11 protein-coding genes are annotated in these 13140 nt (G+C 64.1%); 9 read left to right on the top strand and 2 right to left on the bottom strand.

The annotated features are described in order from the left end of the window. Complete coding sequence (locus J0J06_RS15555) at positions 1–1668, top strand: CocE/NonD family hydrolase (protein WP_294043623.1); 1668 nt, start codon at positions 1–3, stop codon at positions 1666–1668. Then, positions 1665–2114, top strand: coding sequence for a DUF3237 domain-containing protein (locus J0J06_RS15550; RefSeq protein ID WP_294043622.1), 450 nt, complete (start codon positions 1665–1667; stop codon positions 2112–2114). Before J0J06_RS15555 ends, J0J06_RS15550 begins: the two co-directional genes overlap by 4 nt. 8 nt (positions 2115–2122) lie before the next feature. Here J0J06_RS15550 and J0J06_RS15545 read toward each other — a convergent pair whose 3' ends face one another. Continuing rightward, positions 2123–3481, bottom strand: a complete 1359-nt coding sequence (locus tag J0J06_RS15545) for an MFS transporter (protein WP_294043621.1) — start codon at positions 3479–3481, stop codon at positions 2123–2125. Next, positions 3478–3900 (bottom strand): nuclear transport factor 2 family protein, encoded by a 423-nt coding sequence (locus J0J06_RS15540; protein ID WP_294043620.1) that lies wholly within the window; start codon positions 3898–3900, stop codon positions 3478–3480. The genes J0J06_RS15545 and J0J06_RS15540 overlap by 4 nt, the downstream gene beginning before the upstream one ends. A gap of 32 nt (positions 3901–3932) precedes the next feature. Between J0J06_RS15540 and J0J06_RS15535 the strand changes: the two genes are divergently transcribed. From J0J06_RS15535 to J0J06_RS15505, 7 genes are all read left to right on the top strand, one after another. After that, positions 3933–4739: an IclR family transcriptional regulator gene (locus tag J0J06_RS15535; protein ID WP_294043619.1), complete on the top strand. Its 807-nt coding sequence runs from the start codon at positions 3933–3935 to the stop codon at positions 4737–4739. Between the two features lie 163 nt (positions 4740–4902). Next, positions 4903–7344 (top strand): TonB-dependent receptor, encoded by a 2442-nt coding sequence (locus tag J0J06_RS15530; RefSeq protein ID WP_294043618.1) that lies wholly within the window; start codon positions 4903–4905, stop codon positions 7342–7344. Positions 7345–7416: 72 nt separating this feature from the next. Next, the gene (locus J0J06_RS15525) at positions 7417–8373 is read left to right on the top strand and encodes a TauD/TfdA family dioxygenase (RefSeq protein WP_294043617.1); all 957 of its coding nucleotides are present in this window, start codon (positions 7417–7419) and stop codon (positions 8371–8373) included. Next, a complete protein-coding gene (locus tag J0J06_RS15520; RefSeq protein WP_294043616.1) occupies positions 8370–9998 on the top strand; it encodes a thiamine pyrophosphate-requiring protein in 1629 nt (542 codons plus the stop codon). Before J0J06_RS15525 ends, J0J06_RS15520 begins: the two co-directional genes overlap by 4 nt. Continuing rightward, positions 9995–11299, top strand: coding sequence for an MFS transporter (locus J0J06_RS15515; RefSeq protein WP_294043615.1), 1305 nt, complete (start codon positions 9995–9997; stop codon positions 11297–11299). Before J0J06_RS15520 ends, J0J06_RS15515 begins: the two co-directional genes overlap by 4 nt. Beyond that, complete coding sequence (locus J0J06_RS15510; protein ID WP_294043614.1) at positions 11296–12648, top strand: aromatic ring-hydroxylating dioxygenase subunit alpha; 1353 nt, start codon at positions 11296–11298, stop codon at positions 12646–12648. The genes J0J06_RS15515 and J0J06_RS15510 overlap by 4 nt, the downstream gene beginning before the upstream one ends. Next, on the top strand, positions 12645–13139 hold the full coding sequence (locus tag J0J06_RS15505) for an aromatic-ring-hydroxylating dioxygenase subunit beta (RefSeq protein ID WP_294043613.1): 495 nt from the start codon (positions 12645–12647) through the stop codon (positions 13137–13139). The genes J0J06_RS15510 and J0J06_RS15505 overlap by 4 nt, the downstream gene beginning before the upstream one ends. Position 13140 lies beyond the last annotated feature (1 nt).

Below are 13140 nucleotides of genomic sequence, written 5' to 3'. Positions count from 1 at the left end.
ATGCGCTTCCAGCCGTCGATGCGCGCGGGAACCGACCCGTACACCCACCCGACCAAGCCGCCGCTGCCGCCCGCGGATTATCACCGCCGCGTCGAACGCGGGCTGATCATCGAACGCAATTGCCGCATTCCGCTGCGCGACGGGGTTGAGTTGCTGTGCGACGTCTACCGCCCCGAAAACGCCATGTCCGGCGTGCCGCTGCTGCTGGCCTGGGGCCCCTATGGCAAGCACGCGCTGACCGACAGGGTGTTCTGGCCGCGGTCGGGGGTGGACCCCGATTGGCTGTCGGACCTGACCGCGTTCGAGGCGCCTGATCCGGTATGGTGGGGCGAGCAGGGCTTTGCCGTCGCCGTAGTCGATCCGCGCGGTGCATGGCTGTCGGGCGGGGACTTTCATCACAACGGCTCCCAGGAGGCCGAGGATTGCGCCGACGCGATCGAATGGCTGGGGCGGCTGCCCTGGGCGAACGGGCGCGTGGGGATAAGCGGCGTATCCTACCTCGCCGGCATCCAGTATCTGGTCGCACCGCTCAGGCCCGGTCCGCTCGCCGCGCTCAATCCATGGGAAGCGTTTTCGGACTGGTACCGCGAGTTCGCCTATCATGGCGGCATCCTGGAAACGAGTTTCCTGCCGCGCGCGTGCGACAACATCCAATGGTCGCTTCACCGCACCGAAGACAGCTGGGCGAACATCAACGCGCACCAACTTATCGACGATTATTGGCGTTCGAAGGAGTTCGATCTCGAGGCGATCCGCCAGCCGGCCTATGTCGTGGCGAGTTGGTCCGATCAGGGGCTGCACCTGCGCGGAACGATCGAGGCATACCGGCGGATGGGGTCGGCGGAGAAATGGCTGGAGATCCACGGCCAGAAGAAATGGGCGCATTATTACCGCTCCGAAAGCCGCAAGCGTCAGCTCGCCTTTTTCGACCATTACCTGCGCGACCGGCCGACGTCTTTGCCCGCCTGGCCAAAGGTGCGGATCGAAGTGCGCGAGCGGCACGGCGTCGCCGAGGAACGGGCCGAGCGGGAATGGCCGATTGCGCGCACCGATTACCGGCGGCTGGCGCTCGACGCGGCGAACGGGGCGCTGACCGCCCGCGAACCGGCCGAGGCGGAGGCGCGTTATCCGGCGGAGACGGGAAGCGTGGCGTTCGACCTGAGCTTCGATACTGACACCGAAATCACCGGCCATGCCAGCCTGCGCTTGTGGGTTGAGGCCGATGGCAGCGACGATGTCGACCTGTTCGTGGCGCTCCAAAAGATCAATACCGCGGGCGGGCATGTCGGCTTCACCTTCTACGCGTTCTACGAAAACGGGCCCGTGGCGCTCGGCTGGCAGCGGGTGAGCCATCGGGCGCTCGATCCGGCGCGATCGCGGCCCGAACAGCCGGTTCATCTGCATACGTACGAGGAGCGGCTGGAGCCGGGCGCGTGCGTGTTGGTGGAGATCGAGATCTGGCCTTTCTCGGCGCGCTTCTCCGCGGGGGAGACGCTGCGGCTGATCGTGGCGGGGCACGACATCTATCGCAAGGAGGAGGGGGTGTTCCTGCCCTTCCCGATGCACGAACAGACCCGCAACGCGGGCACCCACATCATTCGCACCGGGGGCGTGTTCGATTCGTCGATCCTGCTGCCCTTCGTTCCGCCCAGGGAGGACCAGACATGAGTCCAGCCGATTGTCGCCTCGAGCATGTGTTCGACATCGAAGTTTTGTTCGGCGCGGATCGCGAGATTTTCGGGCCGCTGCCCGGTGGCGGGAGTCAGGGCTATACGCCGGCGATCGGCGGGAAGATCAGCGGGCCGCGGCTGTCGGGAACCGTGGTGCCGCACAGCGGGGCGGACTATGCGCTGGTGCGCGACGACGGCACGATCGAGTTGAGCGCCCACTATCTGCTCCAGGCTGAAGACGGGACGAAGATCTACATTCAGAATCGGGGCTATCTAATCAGGCCTAAGCCGGGTGAACCACAGCCTTCCTATTTCCGTCTGACCCCCTATTTTCGCGTTCCCGCCGGGCCGCACGACTGGCTGTCGCGTACAGTGATCGTCGGCGGGGGCGAGCGGCTGACGGGTCCGGACCGCTCACTGTTCCGCTACTACGCGTTGGTTTGAGTCCGAGTTCACGCGCTGCGTTTCAGCCCCGGCGCGGCAAGCAGGAAGCAGGCCCCCGCCACGAAGAGCGACAATACCGCCAGCGAAAGCGCCATTTGTATGCCTGAGGCCGACGCGGCAGCGCATGACGCGGCCCGTTCGGCGAGTGCGCCCGCAGGCGCAAGGCCATGCGGACAATCGATGGTGTAGCTGGTGCCATAGGCTCGCGCGGCGAACAGGTCGCTCATTCCCCCGACGAAAACCGGCCCGAGACCTGAACCGATGAGCGTGTACAGCAGGGTGTAGAGCGCCACCCCGCTGGCGCGCATCCGTGGCGGCAACAGGTTCTGGATCATGCCCGCGGTGGGGCCGAAAAACATCAGGAGGAACGAACCGGCCAAGAGCAGGAGTGCAATCGAAACCGACAGCGAACCGGCGTGGAACGCCGCCAGATAGATGGGTGGCGCGCACACGAGGCCGATCGCTGCTCCCCAGGCCGGCCAGCGCGGATCGCGGCGGGAGAGATAGTCGGTCCCGAAGCTGCCGACCAACAGCCCGAGCGCAATCGATATTCCCGATACCGACCCGAACGTCGCTGCGGCTTCGCGGACGCCAAGGCCGTGTGCGCGGGCGAGGAACACCGCCAGGAATTGCGAGATAGAGGTCATGCCGAATCCGGCAAGGCTGCCGCCTGCGATGACCCAGACCAGCGATCGGTTTCCCGCTACAGTCGCCAGGAATGTGCCGATCGGCGGCGCGCTCTCTGGCGCGGCGGTATTGTCCGTCATCCCGCGATGCGGTTCTTCCACGATGAGCAGGAACAGCGCGGCGATAATAAGGCCGGGAATGCTGAACGCGACGAAAGCGGCGCGCCAGCCCCAGCTTGCCGCGATCAGTCCCGCTATCGTCGCACCCGCGAAAATGCCGACCGGAGTCCCCAGTAGCACCAGCGACATGGTCGACGCACGCTTATCGCGCGGCGCGACATCACCCACCATGGAGGCGGCGCAGGGCGTGAACCCGGCTTCGCCCATTCCGACGATCAACCGGCTCGCCGCGAGCTGCAGGAAATTGGTCGCGAGGCCGGTGGCGAGCGTCGCCGCGGACCATATCGCCGTCGCCGCGGCGACGATGCGCTTTCGCGAGTGGCGTTCGGCAAGAAGCCCGATCGGCAAACCGACCAACGCATAGAGCAATGCGAAAACCAGCCCCTGCAGCAGGCCAAGTTCAAGGTCGCTCAACCGCAGGTCGGCCTTGATCGTTTGCGCGAGCGCCGAAAAAACCGCTCGATCCGCAAAGTTCATTGCGCACACGGCGAACAGCATGAATACCATGGCCTTGGTGCGGTGGACGGCCGCACTGGGGGGCTCCTGCGGTGGCGCGATCATTGGCTTGTCTCCTCCCGGCGTTCGATGCGACGGGTCAGCGTGGTGGCTTCGATGCGGGCGAATTGCGCACCATCGAGTTCATAAAGAGCCATGCTTTCGAGGTGGACCCGATCCCCGGCGCCGAGCATTCCCCCCCCAAAAGGCACCTTGTCCGCGAGCACCGTGAAGCGTGACGCCAGCGCCGCGGCGAATGCCCGTTCGCCCCAGGCAACCGCGCGCACCTCGATGACGCGCGACATCCGTCCGGCGAACGATCGGTAATAGTCGACGATCGCCGCCGGACCGACCAGCTCGGTGCTGGCGCCGTTGCGGAAGCGGATTTGCGGCGCGTAGAAGCGGGCGTACCGATCGGCATCGCCGGCGTTGAATGCCGCCATATATTGCTCGAACATGCCCGCGTGCGACATATTGCCGCGCATCCTCCCGCTTGTGGTTCGGCCACCATCGGGCAATGACGTTGATTTATCAACACCGGAATTGGACGCGAATGACATCGAAAGCGCCGCGCGGCTCCGGAGACCGGCTGGTCTATCTGCTGAAGTTGATCGCCAGCGGGGCTCCCCAGTTTTCGCTCGGCGAACTGGCGGCGCGTGCCGATCTTCCGCTAAGTTCCGTGCATCGCCTGCTTCAAGTATTCTTGCGTTCCGGGTTCGTCGAACGCGGGGGAGGCCAAAGCTACCGCCCGGGGCGGGAACTTCATCGGCTCGCGTCGCAGCTTGTCGCCGCGTTCGATCTGGTGCGTAGCGCCCGCCCATTCCTCGAAGCATTGGTTTCCCAGTGGCAGGAAACGGCTGTGCTCTGCCTCTACAGCCCGGTATCCCGCACGGCGACGATCGCGGACGTCGCGATTACGCCGAATCCGCTTCGCTTCGCGGTCGAGCGCGGCGTGGAGATTTCGCTGCCCTGGGGATCGCTGGGGCACGCAATCCTGGCCTTTCTCTCCGAAGGCGAGATCGAAATCGTGTTGCGCGAGTGCACCGTCGGTCCGCTCACAGGGAGGCCGCGTTCGACACGAAGCGAATTGCACAAGGAACTGGAGCTGGTTCGGGAGCGTGGTTTCGCCCGCTACTACGATCCTCGCTACGATATTGCCGGCATGGCCGCGCCGATATTCGACGCCGACAGGGGGATTCTGGGCTGCTTGGGCCTCACGATGCCGTCCAAACGGTATCAGCGACATCTCGAGGACGATCTCGCGCTCTCGGTCCGCGACGCGGCACAGAAGCTTACCGAGATGGCGGCCATCTCACACAGCTAACAACGACGGCGCTGCGCCGTACCCAATTCCGTAATACGGAATAACAGTTCCACCCTGCGGAAACGCATTGACAGTTGATTGATCAACATCTTTGATAGCGTCGACCGCACCGGAAAAACGGGCGGCGTTGGGGAGGAAGATTATGGCGCTAAGTTTTAGCCGATTGAACGCCGCCACTTCACTCGTGGCGATCGCGGGCGCGCTGGGGATCGCGGCGCCTGCCGCCGCGCAGTCTGACGGCCAGGCCACCACGACCACCGCAACGACGACGGACAATAGCCCGCAGGGCGATGATATTGTCGTCACCGCGCAGTTTCGCGGTCAAAAGCTTCAGGACGTTCCGATCGCGATCACCGCCATGAGCGGGGAGCAGCTCAGCGAGCGCGGGCAGATCACCGTCGCCGATCTGGGCGGCTACGCGCCGAACGTCACGTTGCGCGCGGCCTCGGCCACCTATGGACCGTCGGTCGTCGCCTATATCCGCGGCGTCGGTCAACGCGACACGACCTTTGCACTTGAACCCGGCGTCGGCATCTATGTCGATGACGTTTATCTTCCGACCTTGCACGGCTCGATGCTCAACTTGCTCGATCTGGAGCGCGTTGAAATCCTGCGCGGCCCCCAGGGTACGTTGGCAGGCCAGAATTCGATCGGTGGCGCGATCAAGCTCTATTCGAAGAAGCCGGACGGCAGCACCGACGGTTTTCTGTCGGCGACGTACGGTAGTTATAACCGGGTCGAGATTCGCGGCGCGACCAACATCACGCTCATCCCTGACCAGCTGTTCGCCAGGCTATCGGGTGCTGGTGTGCGCAAGGACGGGTACGTCACGCGGCTCGACTATGCGTGCACGCATCCCGGTTCGACGGTGCCTAGTTCGGTCGTCGGCAACGGCTGCAAGCTGGGGACGCAGGGCGGTAAGGATTACGTGGCCGGCCGTCTAGCGCTGCGCTGGCTGCCAACCTCGCGGATCACTGTGGATCTGACGGGTGACGTGACTCGAGACTCCAGCGAGGACGGGCCGACGACATTGCTCTATGTCGGCCGCAACGCTGCGCCCGGTTCGACACTGACCGGCGTCGCAACGCCCGTTGCCGCGCCGTACGTCCTTAATGGCAACGTTTATGGCACGGCGACCGGATCGCCCTTTATCAGCTATTCGCCGTTCGGCCCGTACGCGCAAGATACCTATACCAACAGCCCGTACGTCAATTACGAGAACAACACGAACCTTGCGCCGCGTGACGGTTCCGCGCCGTGGGCCGCGCCCAACAGGGCGTCGATCAACAGTTGGGGCGTAGCGGGGACAATCACTGCGGAACTCGCCGATAAGGTCACGCTGACCTCGATCACCGCCTATCGCAAGTTCGACGGCGTCTATACGTCGGGCGACGGATCGCCGCTCAGCCCCACGATTCAGGCCAACGCGATCTATAACCGACAGTTCAGCCAGGAAGTACGTCTGACCGCCGCGATCGGCGACATCCTGAACGTTACCGTCGGCGGCTTCTACTTCGACAAGCGCAGCCGCAACCGGTCGCGCGTCACGCTGACGACGCTCGACTTCATCGAGGACAATTCGGTGCCGGCCCGGACAAAGGCGGGGTTCATCAACGCCGAATTGACACCGATTCCGCAGGTGACCTTGATCGGCGGATTGCGGTACACGGATCAGACCAAGAGCTTCATCTACGGACGCCTCGGCGTGCCGGGCTCCTCCTCGGGTGGCGCGGTGCCGCCGTCACTCGCTTCGCTGAACGGCCTGGTCGGGAAATATGCCGGCGATCGCTTCGACTATCGCGGCGCCGTTCAATTCAGGCCTAGCAGCGAGCTGATGGTCTACGGCCAGATTTCGACGGGTTTCAAAGGGGGCGGGATCAATCCCCGTCCGTTCTTCCCCGCGCAGGCGCTGCCGCACCAGGCGGAAACGCTGACGGCGTATGAGGCGGGTTTCAAAAGCGACTTGTTCGATCGCATGCTTCGCCTCAACGCATCGGCTTTCATCAACAAATACGACAACATCCTCGTCTCGGTTTCGAGCTGCCCGTTTGCGCCGGTTACGCCATGCGCACTGCCGCTCAATGCCGGCAAGGCCGACGTCAAAGGCTTCGAAGCCGAGCTGTCGCTCCGTCCGTTGCGGGGCCTGTCGATCGACGCCTCGCTCGCGTATCTTTACTTCAGGTACACATCGATCAGCGCGATCGCGGCCAGTTCCGGCATCGGGCTTGAGGACAAGGGCGTCTATATTTCACCGTGGCAATGGAGCGTGAGCGCCCAGTATAAGATCGAGCTCGGCTCGGCGGGAACGCTGACGCCGCGCTTCGACGTCGCGCACGAGGATGCGTTCAACCGCAACTCCAACAACGTCGACGCGGCGACCGGGGGGCGCGATATTTTCGGACTCGTCCCTGGGCGAACGCTGCTGAATCTCCGACTCACCTATGCGACGTCCAACGGTGATTGGGAGATTTCCGGCGAAGTCCGCAACGCGACCAACAAACTCTATTACACCGACATTTTCGACAATCGTGGTTCGACCAACTCGATCCAGGGATCGCCTGGCGAACCGCGGACCTGGGCGGTGACGCTGAAGCGCAACTTCTGATCCAGGGGGATGCCGGAGGTGGCCGCAAGCCGTCTCCGGCTACCGCCTCAGTTCATTTTGTAAGGAACTTTCGTGGCCAGTCAGCCGAACCTCGTCGAACCCAGGGACCCGGCCGGGCAACCGATAGTCGCCGGGCTGCCGATGCCCGAGTTTCATCGGATCGGAGTCACGCCTATTTCCGGCGCTTGCGGCTGCGAGATCAGCGGGGTCGATCTGCGTGGGGATCTCGACCCCGAGGTGCTCGCCGAGATCATGAAGGCATTCGAGCATTTTCTCGTCATCGTGTTTCGCGATCAGGATTTGACGCCGGAGCAGCATAAGGCCTTTTCGCGGCATTTCGGGGAACTCACCGAGTTGCCGCAAGCGCCGATCTATGACGGTCACCGCGACATGCAGGAGGTTCGTCGGGAGGCGCACGAACCGGAAAATGTCGTGCCCTCGTTCGAACACTTCCACACCGACAGCCCGTTCCTCCTGCGCCCGCCCAAATGCATAGTGATGCGCGCATTGGAAGTGCCGCAATGGGGGGGCGATACCGCCTTTTCCAATGCTTATCTGGTCTATGAAAACCTTTCATCGGGGATGAAGGCGCTGCTCGACGGGCTGCAGGTTGTCTATTCGGGCAAGGACATCTGGTCGAAAAACGAAAAGCTCGCGCCGGAAAAGCGGCTGCGGCTGCGGGAGAGCCACGATTTCGCGGAGGATCAGCTAGAGAATATTCATCCGGCGGTCCGCACTCATCCCGTTACGGGGCGTAAGGCTCTGTTCGCGACGACCGCCTATTTCAAACACTTCGTCGGCTGGAGCGAGGAGGAGAGCCGCGCGCTGTTGGCCTACCTGCAGAGTCTGGCACAGCACCTCCATTATCACTGCCGCGTGAAGTGGCATAAGGATACGCTGCTCGTGTGGGACAATCGCTTCACGCTGCATCGCGGCATTCACGATTTCAAGTATGAGCGTCGCCATTTGATCCGCACCACGGTGGTGGGAGAGCGGCCGCTCGGCCCCGGAGACGCGGCCGGGTCATGAAAGTCAGCACGGCGATTGCCGAAATCCTCAGGCTGGAGGGGATCGACGTCGTCTTCGGTTATCCGCGGAACGCGGTGCTCGAACAGGCTGCCGCGGCCGGTATCCGCACGGTAATCGTCCGGCAGGAACGGACCGGATTGCATATGGCGGACGCCCTCTCGCGCATGACGCGCGGCCGCCGCATGGGCGTGTTCGCCATGCAACATGGGCCGGGAACCGAAAACGCGTACGGAGGGGTGGCTCAGGCTTATTCCGAGAGCGTGCCCGTGCTGGTCTTGCCGCAAGGCTATGCGCGGCGGATCGCTCATGTGCCGGACAATTACAACGCCTGCATCGCGATGCGCGACATCACCAAGACAGCCGAGCCCATTCTGCTTGCTGCGGAAACGCCCGCCATTCTGCGTCGAGCCTTTACCGCGCTGCGCAACGGCCGGTTGCGCCCCGCTCTCGTCGAGATGCCGTGGGATGTGCTCGAGGAGGACATGCCCGAGCCGCTGGCCTATACGCCTGTTGTCTCGACGCGCACCGCGCCCGATCCCGACGCGATCGCGCGCGTCGCCGAGCGCCTGGTGGCGGCCAAACGGCTCGTCATTCATGCCGGGCAGGGCGTACATTGGGCCGAGGCCTATGCCGAGCTGCGGGTGCTCGCGGAGCTGCTCGCCGCGCCCGTTTCCACGACCCTAGAGGGCAAGAGCGCGTTCGATGAGACGCATCCCCTCGCGCTGGGATCCGGCGGGGCTGCGATTCCGGGCCAGTTACGTCACTTCCTCGACCGGGCCGATCTCATCCTCGGCATCGGCTGCAGCTTTTCGGAGACTGCTTTCGGGGTCTCCATGCCGGTGGGGGCGAACATCGTTCACGCAACGCTCGACCCCGCGGACCTCAACAAGGGCGTGCCGTGCATCGACGCGCTGATCGGGGACGCGCGGCTGACGCTGGCGATGCTGGTCGACGCATGCCGTGACCGGTTGACCAGCGCGCGCGATCCCGGGCCTGTCGCGGCGGAGATCGCCGAGATCGAGGCGCAATGGCTTGCCGGCTGGTTGCCGCTGCTCGAAAGCGACGACACGCCGCTCAGTCCCTATCGCGTATTGTGGGACCTGCAGCACACGGTGGATGTCGCCAACACGATCATCACGCATGACGCGGGTTCTCCGCGCGACCAGTTGACCCCCTATTGGAAGACGCGGACACCGCTCAGCTATATCGGCTGGGGCAAATCGACACAGCTTGGTTACGGGCTAGGGCTGGCGATGGGGGCGAAGCTCGCCTGTCCCGGCAAATTGTGCATCAATGTGTGGGGCGATGCCGCGATCGGCTTTACCGGAATGGATTTCGAGACGGCCGTGCGGGAGCGCTTGCCGATCCTGTCGATCCTGCTCAACAACTCGGCCATGGCGATCGAGTTGCCGATCATGCCGGTCGCCACTGACCGGTTCCGCGCGACGGACATTTCGGGCGACTATGCCGCGTTTGCAAGGGCAATGGGGGGGTATGGCGAGCGCATTTCCCAACCCGACGAGATTGTCCCGGCGATACGGCGCGGTATAGCGGCGACCGAGGCGGGCCAGCCGGCACTACTCGAATTCATCACCGCACAAGAAACGCGGGCGTCGCGGCTGTGAGCGACGCACGCGCCGCCGATCGGTCGCCCTGGCCGTGGCCGGCGACATGGCCGCTGATCGTGCTGACGTTCGTTTCGGTCTTCAACTACCTCGACCGCTCGCTGCTCGGACTCGCGCTGCCAGCGATCAAGAAAGAACTGGGGTCGTCCGATACGGTGCTTGGCCTGGTGTCCGGCCTCGCCTTCATCCTCTTTTACTCGACGCTCGGCATCCCGATCGCCTGGCTCGCGGACCGCGTGAACCGGCGCAACATCATAGCCGCCGGATTGGCGTTCTGGAGCGTGATGACGGCGCTCACCGGCTACGTCGCGACGATCTGGCAGCTGGGCGCCGTGCGGTTGCTGATGGGCGCGGGAGAGGCGTGCGGGATGGCGCCGTCGAACTCGATCATTGCCGATCTTTTCAAGCCGGATCGCCGGCCGCTGGCGCTCGCCATCTTTGGTGCCGCCGCGCCGCTTGCCTATATCGCCCTCTTCCCGCTCGCCGGGTGGATCGCCCAGCACTACGGCTGGCGCGCGATGTTCGTGGTGATGGGACTGCCGGGCGTCATTCTCGCGCTGGTGACGATGTTCACCGTCAAGGAACCGCCGCGCATGTCTCCGGCGCCAGCCCGCCTATCGTTCGCGCGGTCGCTTTGGGGAGATCTTGCCGCTCTTTTTTCCGACCGCTGCTTTGCGTGGATCTTCGCGGGTGTGACACTGATGGGGGCGAATGTCTGGGCGGCGGGGGCGTGGACGCCGACCTTTTTCGTGCGGGTCCATCATTTGTCTGTCAGCGAGGTTGCGAACATCGTCGGCCCGACGCGCGGGTTGATCGGGCTTGCCGGTATCCTGATGGGGGGCGCGCTGATCGACCGACTGCCCAAGGATCGCGCGTTTTGGCGGATCGGCATTCCGGCGATCGCCTGCCTGCTGGCCGGCCCGGCGGAAGCCGTGTTCCTGCTGGGGAATAGCTACGCCGCCTGGATAGGCGGTTTTGCGATCAGCAGTTTCTTCACGTTGATCCACCAGGCGCCGATCTTCGCCGCAGTCGTGACGATCGTTGGCCCACGCCGCCGCGCACTGGCCATCTCGGTAGTGTTGCTCGGCGCCAGTCTGATCGGCAATGCGCTCGGCCCGACCGCGGTCGGGATCGTCAACGATCTGCTCAAGGATCGCCTCGGCCACGAAGCGATCCGCTATTCGATGTTGCTTATCGCCATAACCCCAGTGCTGGCCGCTATGTGCTTCTGGCGAGCCGGACGCCGTTACGCCGCCGCAGTATCCCAAAGCGAGGTCGAGTCCACAGGCGCCACGGCGTGACGGCCGCTTTGTCCTGGTTGATCGACGATCGTCCGGGCGACGGCGTGTTCCGCGTCAATCGCGCAATATTTCGCGAGCCTGAGCTGTTCGAACTCGAGATGCAGCACATTTTCGAGGGCGGCTGGGTATTTCTCGGCCTCGCGTCGCAAGCGCCCGCCGCGCATGATTTCTTCACGACGCGAGCGGGCAGGGTCCCGATCCTGGTGATGCGCGACGGCGACGGCCAGTTGCGCGCCTTCGTCAATTCCTGCCCCCACAAAGGGGCGCAGGTAGCCCAGACGCAGCAGGGCAATTCTCGTCTCCACGTCTGCCCGTACCACAGCTGGACATTCGACAGCGCGGGCCGGAACCGCGGGATCAAGTGGCAGCGCGCGGGTTGCTATACCGAGTCGTTCGACCGCGACGGTCACGATCTCGCTGCGCTGCCGCACTTTGCCGAACATGCCGGGTTCCTGTTCGGCAGTCTCGAGCCTGGCGTCCCGCCGCTCGCGGAGCATCTCGGCGAGGCCGCGCACTTCCTGGACCTGGTCGTGGGCCAACCCGAGGCGGGGATCGAGCTGGTGCCCGGCGCGGTAAGCTTCACCTATGACGCAAATTGGAAACTCCAGCTCGAAAACTGTTCGGACGCCTACCACTTCACCTCGACGCACCCCTCCTACATAAAGATCATGGAACGTCGGCAGTGCGGCGAAGGCGCGACCGCCGTGCGATCCATCTGGGAAGAATCACAGGCGTGGCGCGAAGATGCCGAGGGCGTACAGGGCGGCAGCTACAGTTTTGATCACGGCCACGTGCTCAACTGGGGGCGTATCGGCGACGCGGAGGCTCATCCGCTGCATGAAAGCGCCGACGCGATCCGCGCGCGCCACGGCGATGCGGGGCGCGACTGGGTGTTCAACATGCGCAACCTGACGATCTTCCCGAACCTCCAGATCGCCGAAAATGCGTCGAGCCAGTTGCGAGTCATCCAGCCGCTTGCGTCCGGGCGCACGCTGATGCGGACCTGGTGCATCGCGCCGAAAGGCGAAAGCGCCGCGGCACGCCGCCAGCGGATCCGACAGTATGAGGATTTCTTCAATCCTTCCGGGATGGCCACGCCCGACGACACGACAGCTTATGAAAGCTGCCAGCGCGGCCATGCGAGCCCGGTTGATCCGTGGCTGCAGGGCTATGCGCGCGGCATGATGGCGAGCCGAGAAGGCGGCAACCCGTTGTCCGATGCGATCGGCGTCGCCCCGGCGCGCAGCGTGCTCGCGGATTCGCAGCTGTGCGACGAGACGCTTTACCACGCTTATTATCGCGAGTGGGCTCGGCGGCTGGGCCCGGTGCTCGAGGGATTGAGGCCATGACGCTGAACCGCGCCGAAGCGGAAGACCTGCTCTACCGTGAGGCCGCGCTGCTCGACTACGGGCGGTGGGACGAATGGCTCAATCTCTACACCCACGACGCGATATTCTGGATGCCCGCTTGGCGGGATGAGGAGACGCTGACCGCCGACCCGGGCGTAGAGTTGTCATTGATCTATTACGAAGGCCGCACCGGTTTGGAGGATCGTGTCGTCCGTGCGAGATCCGGGCAATCGGTCGCGTCGAGGCCGAGACCGCGCTGCGTCCATTGCATCAGCAATGTGGTCGTCTCGAGCAGCGGTGCGGAAGTGGCGGATGTCACCGCATCCTTCGTCGTGCACTTGCACGATGTACGCGCGGAGCGCAGCCATTCCTTTTTCGGCCGCTATCAGCATCGGCTAAGAATGGAGAGCGGCGCATGGCGGATCGCCGCTAAGAAAATCGTGCTGCTAAACGATACCATTCCCACGGTCGTCGATTTCTATTCGATCTGAA

It is taken from the genome of Sphingomonas sp. (assembly GCF_017304615.1).
Lineage (GTDB): Bacteria > Pseudomonadota > Alphaproteobacteria > Sphingomonadales > Sphingomonadaceae > Sphingomonas.
Note: the sequence above shows the minus strand (reverse complement) of the source record. Positions and strands in the feature narration are given on the sequence as shown.

What these genes read in the sequence shown, in the direction of transcription:
- J0J06_RS15555 (WP_294043623.1), top strand. Translation starts at nt 1, where the DNA reads ATGCGCTTCCAGCCGTCGATGCGCGCGGGAACCGACCCGTACACCCAC.
- J0J06_RS15550 (WP_294043622.1), top strand. Translation starts at nt 1,665, where the DNA reads ATGAGTCCAGCCGATTGTCGCCTCGAGCATGTGTTCGACATCGAAGTT.
- J0J06_RS15545 (WP_294043621.1), bottom strand. Translation starts at nt 3,481, where the DNA reads ATGATCGCGCCACCGCAGGAGCCCCCCAGTGCGGCCGTCCACCGCACC.
- J0J06_RS15540 (WP_294043620.1), bottom strand. Translation starts at nt 3,900, where the DNA reads ATGCGCGGCAATATGTCGCACGCGGGCATGTTCGAGCAATATATGGCG.
- J0J06_RS15535 (WP_294043619.1), top strand. Translation starts at nt 3,933, where the DNA reads ATGACGTTGATTTATCAACACCGGAATTGGACGCGAATGACATCGAAA.
- J0J06_RS15520 (WP_294043616.1), top strand. Translation starts at nt 8,370, where the DNA reads ATGAAAGTCAGCACGGCGATTGCCGAAATCCTCAGGCTGGAGGGGATC.
- J0J06_RS15505 (WP_294043613.1), top strand. Translation starts at nt 12,645, where the DNA reads ATGACGCTGAACCGCGCCGAAGCGGAAGACCTGCTCTACCGTGAGGCC.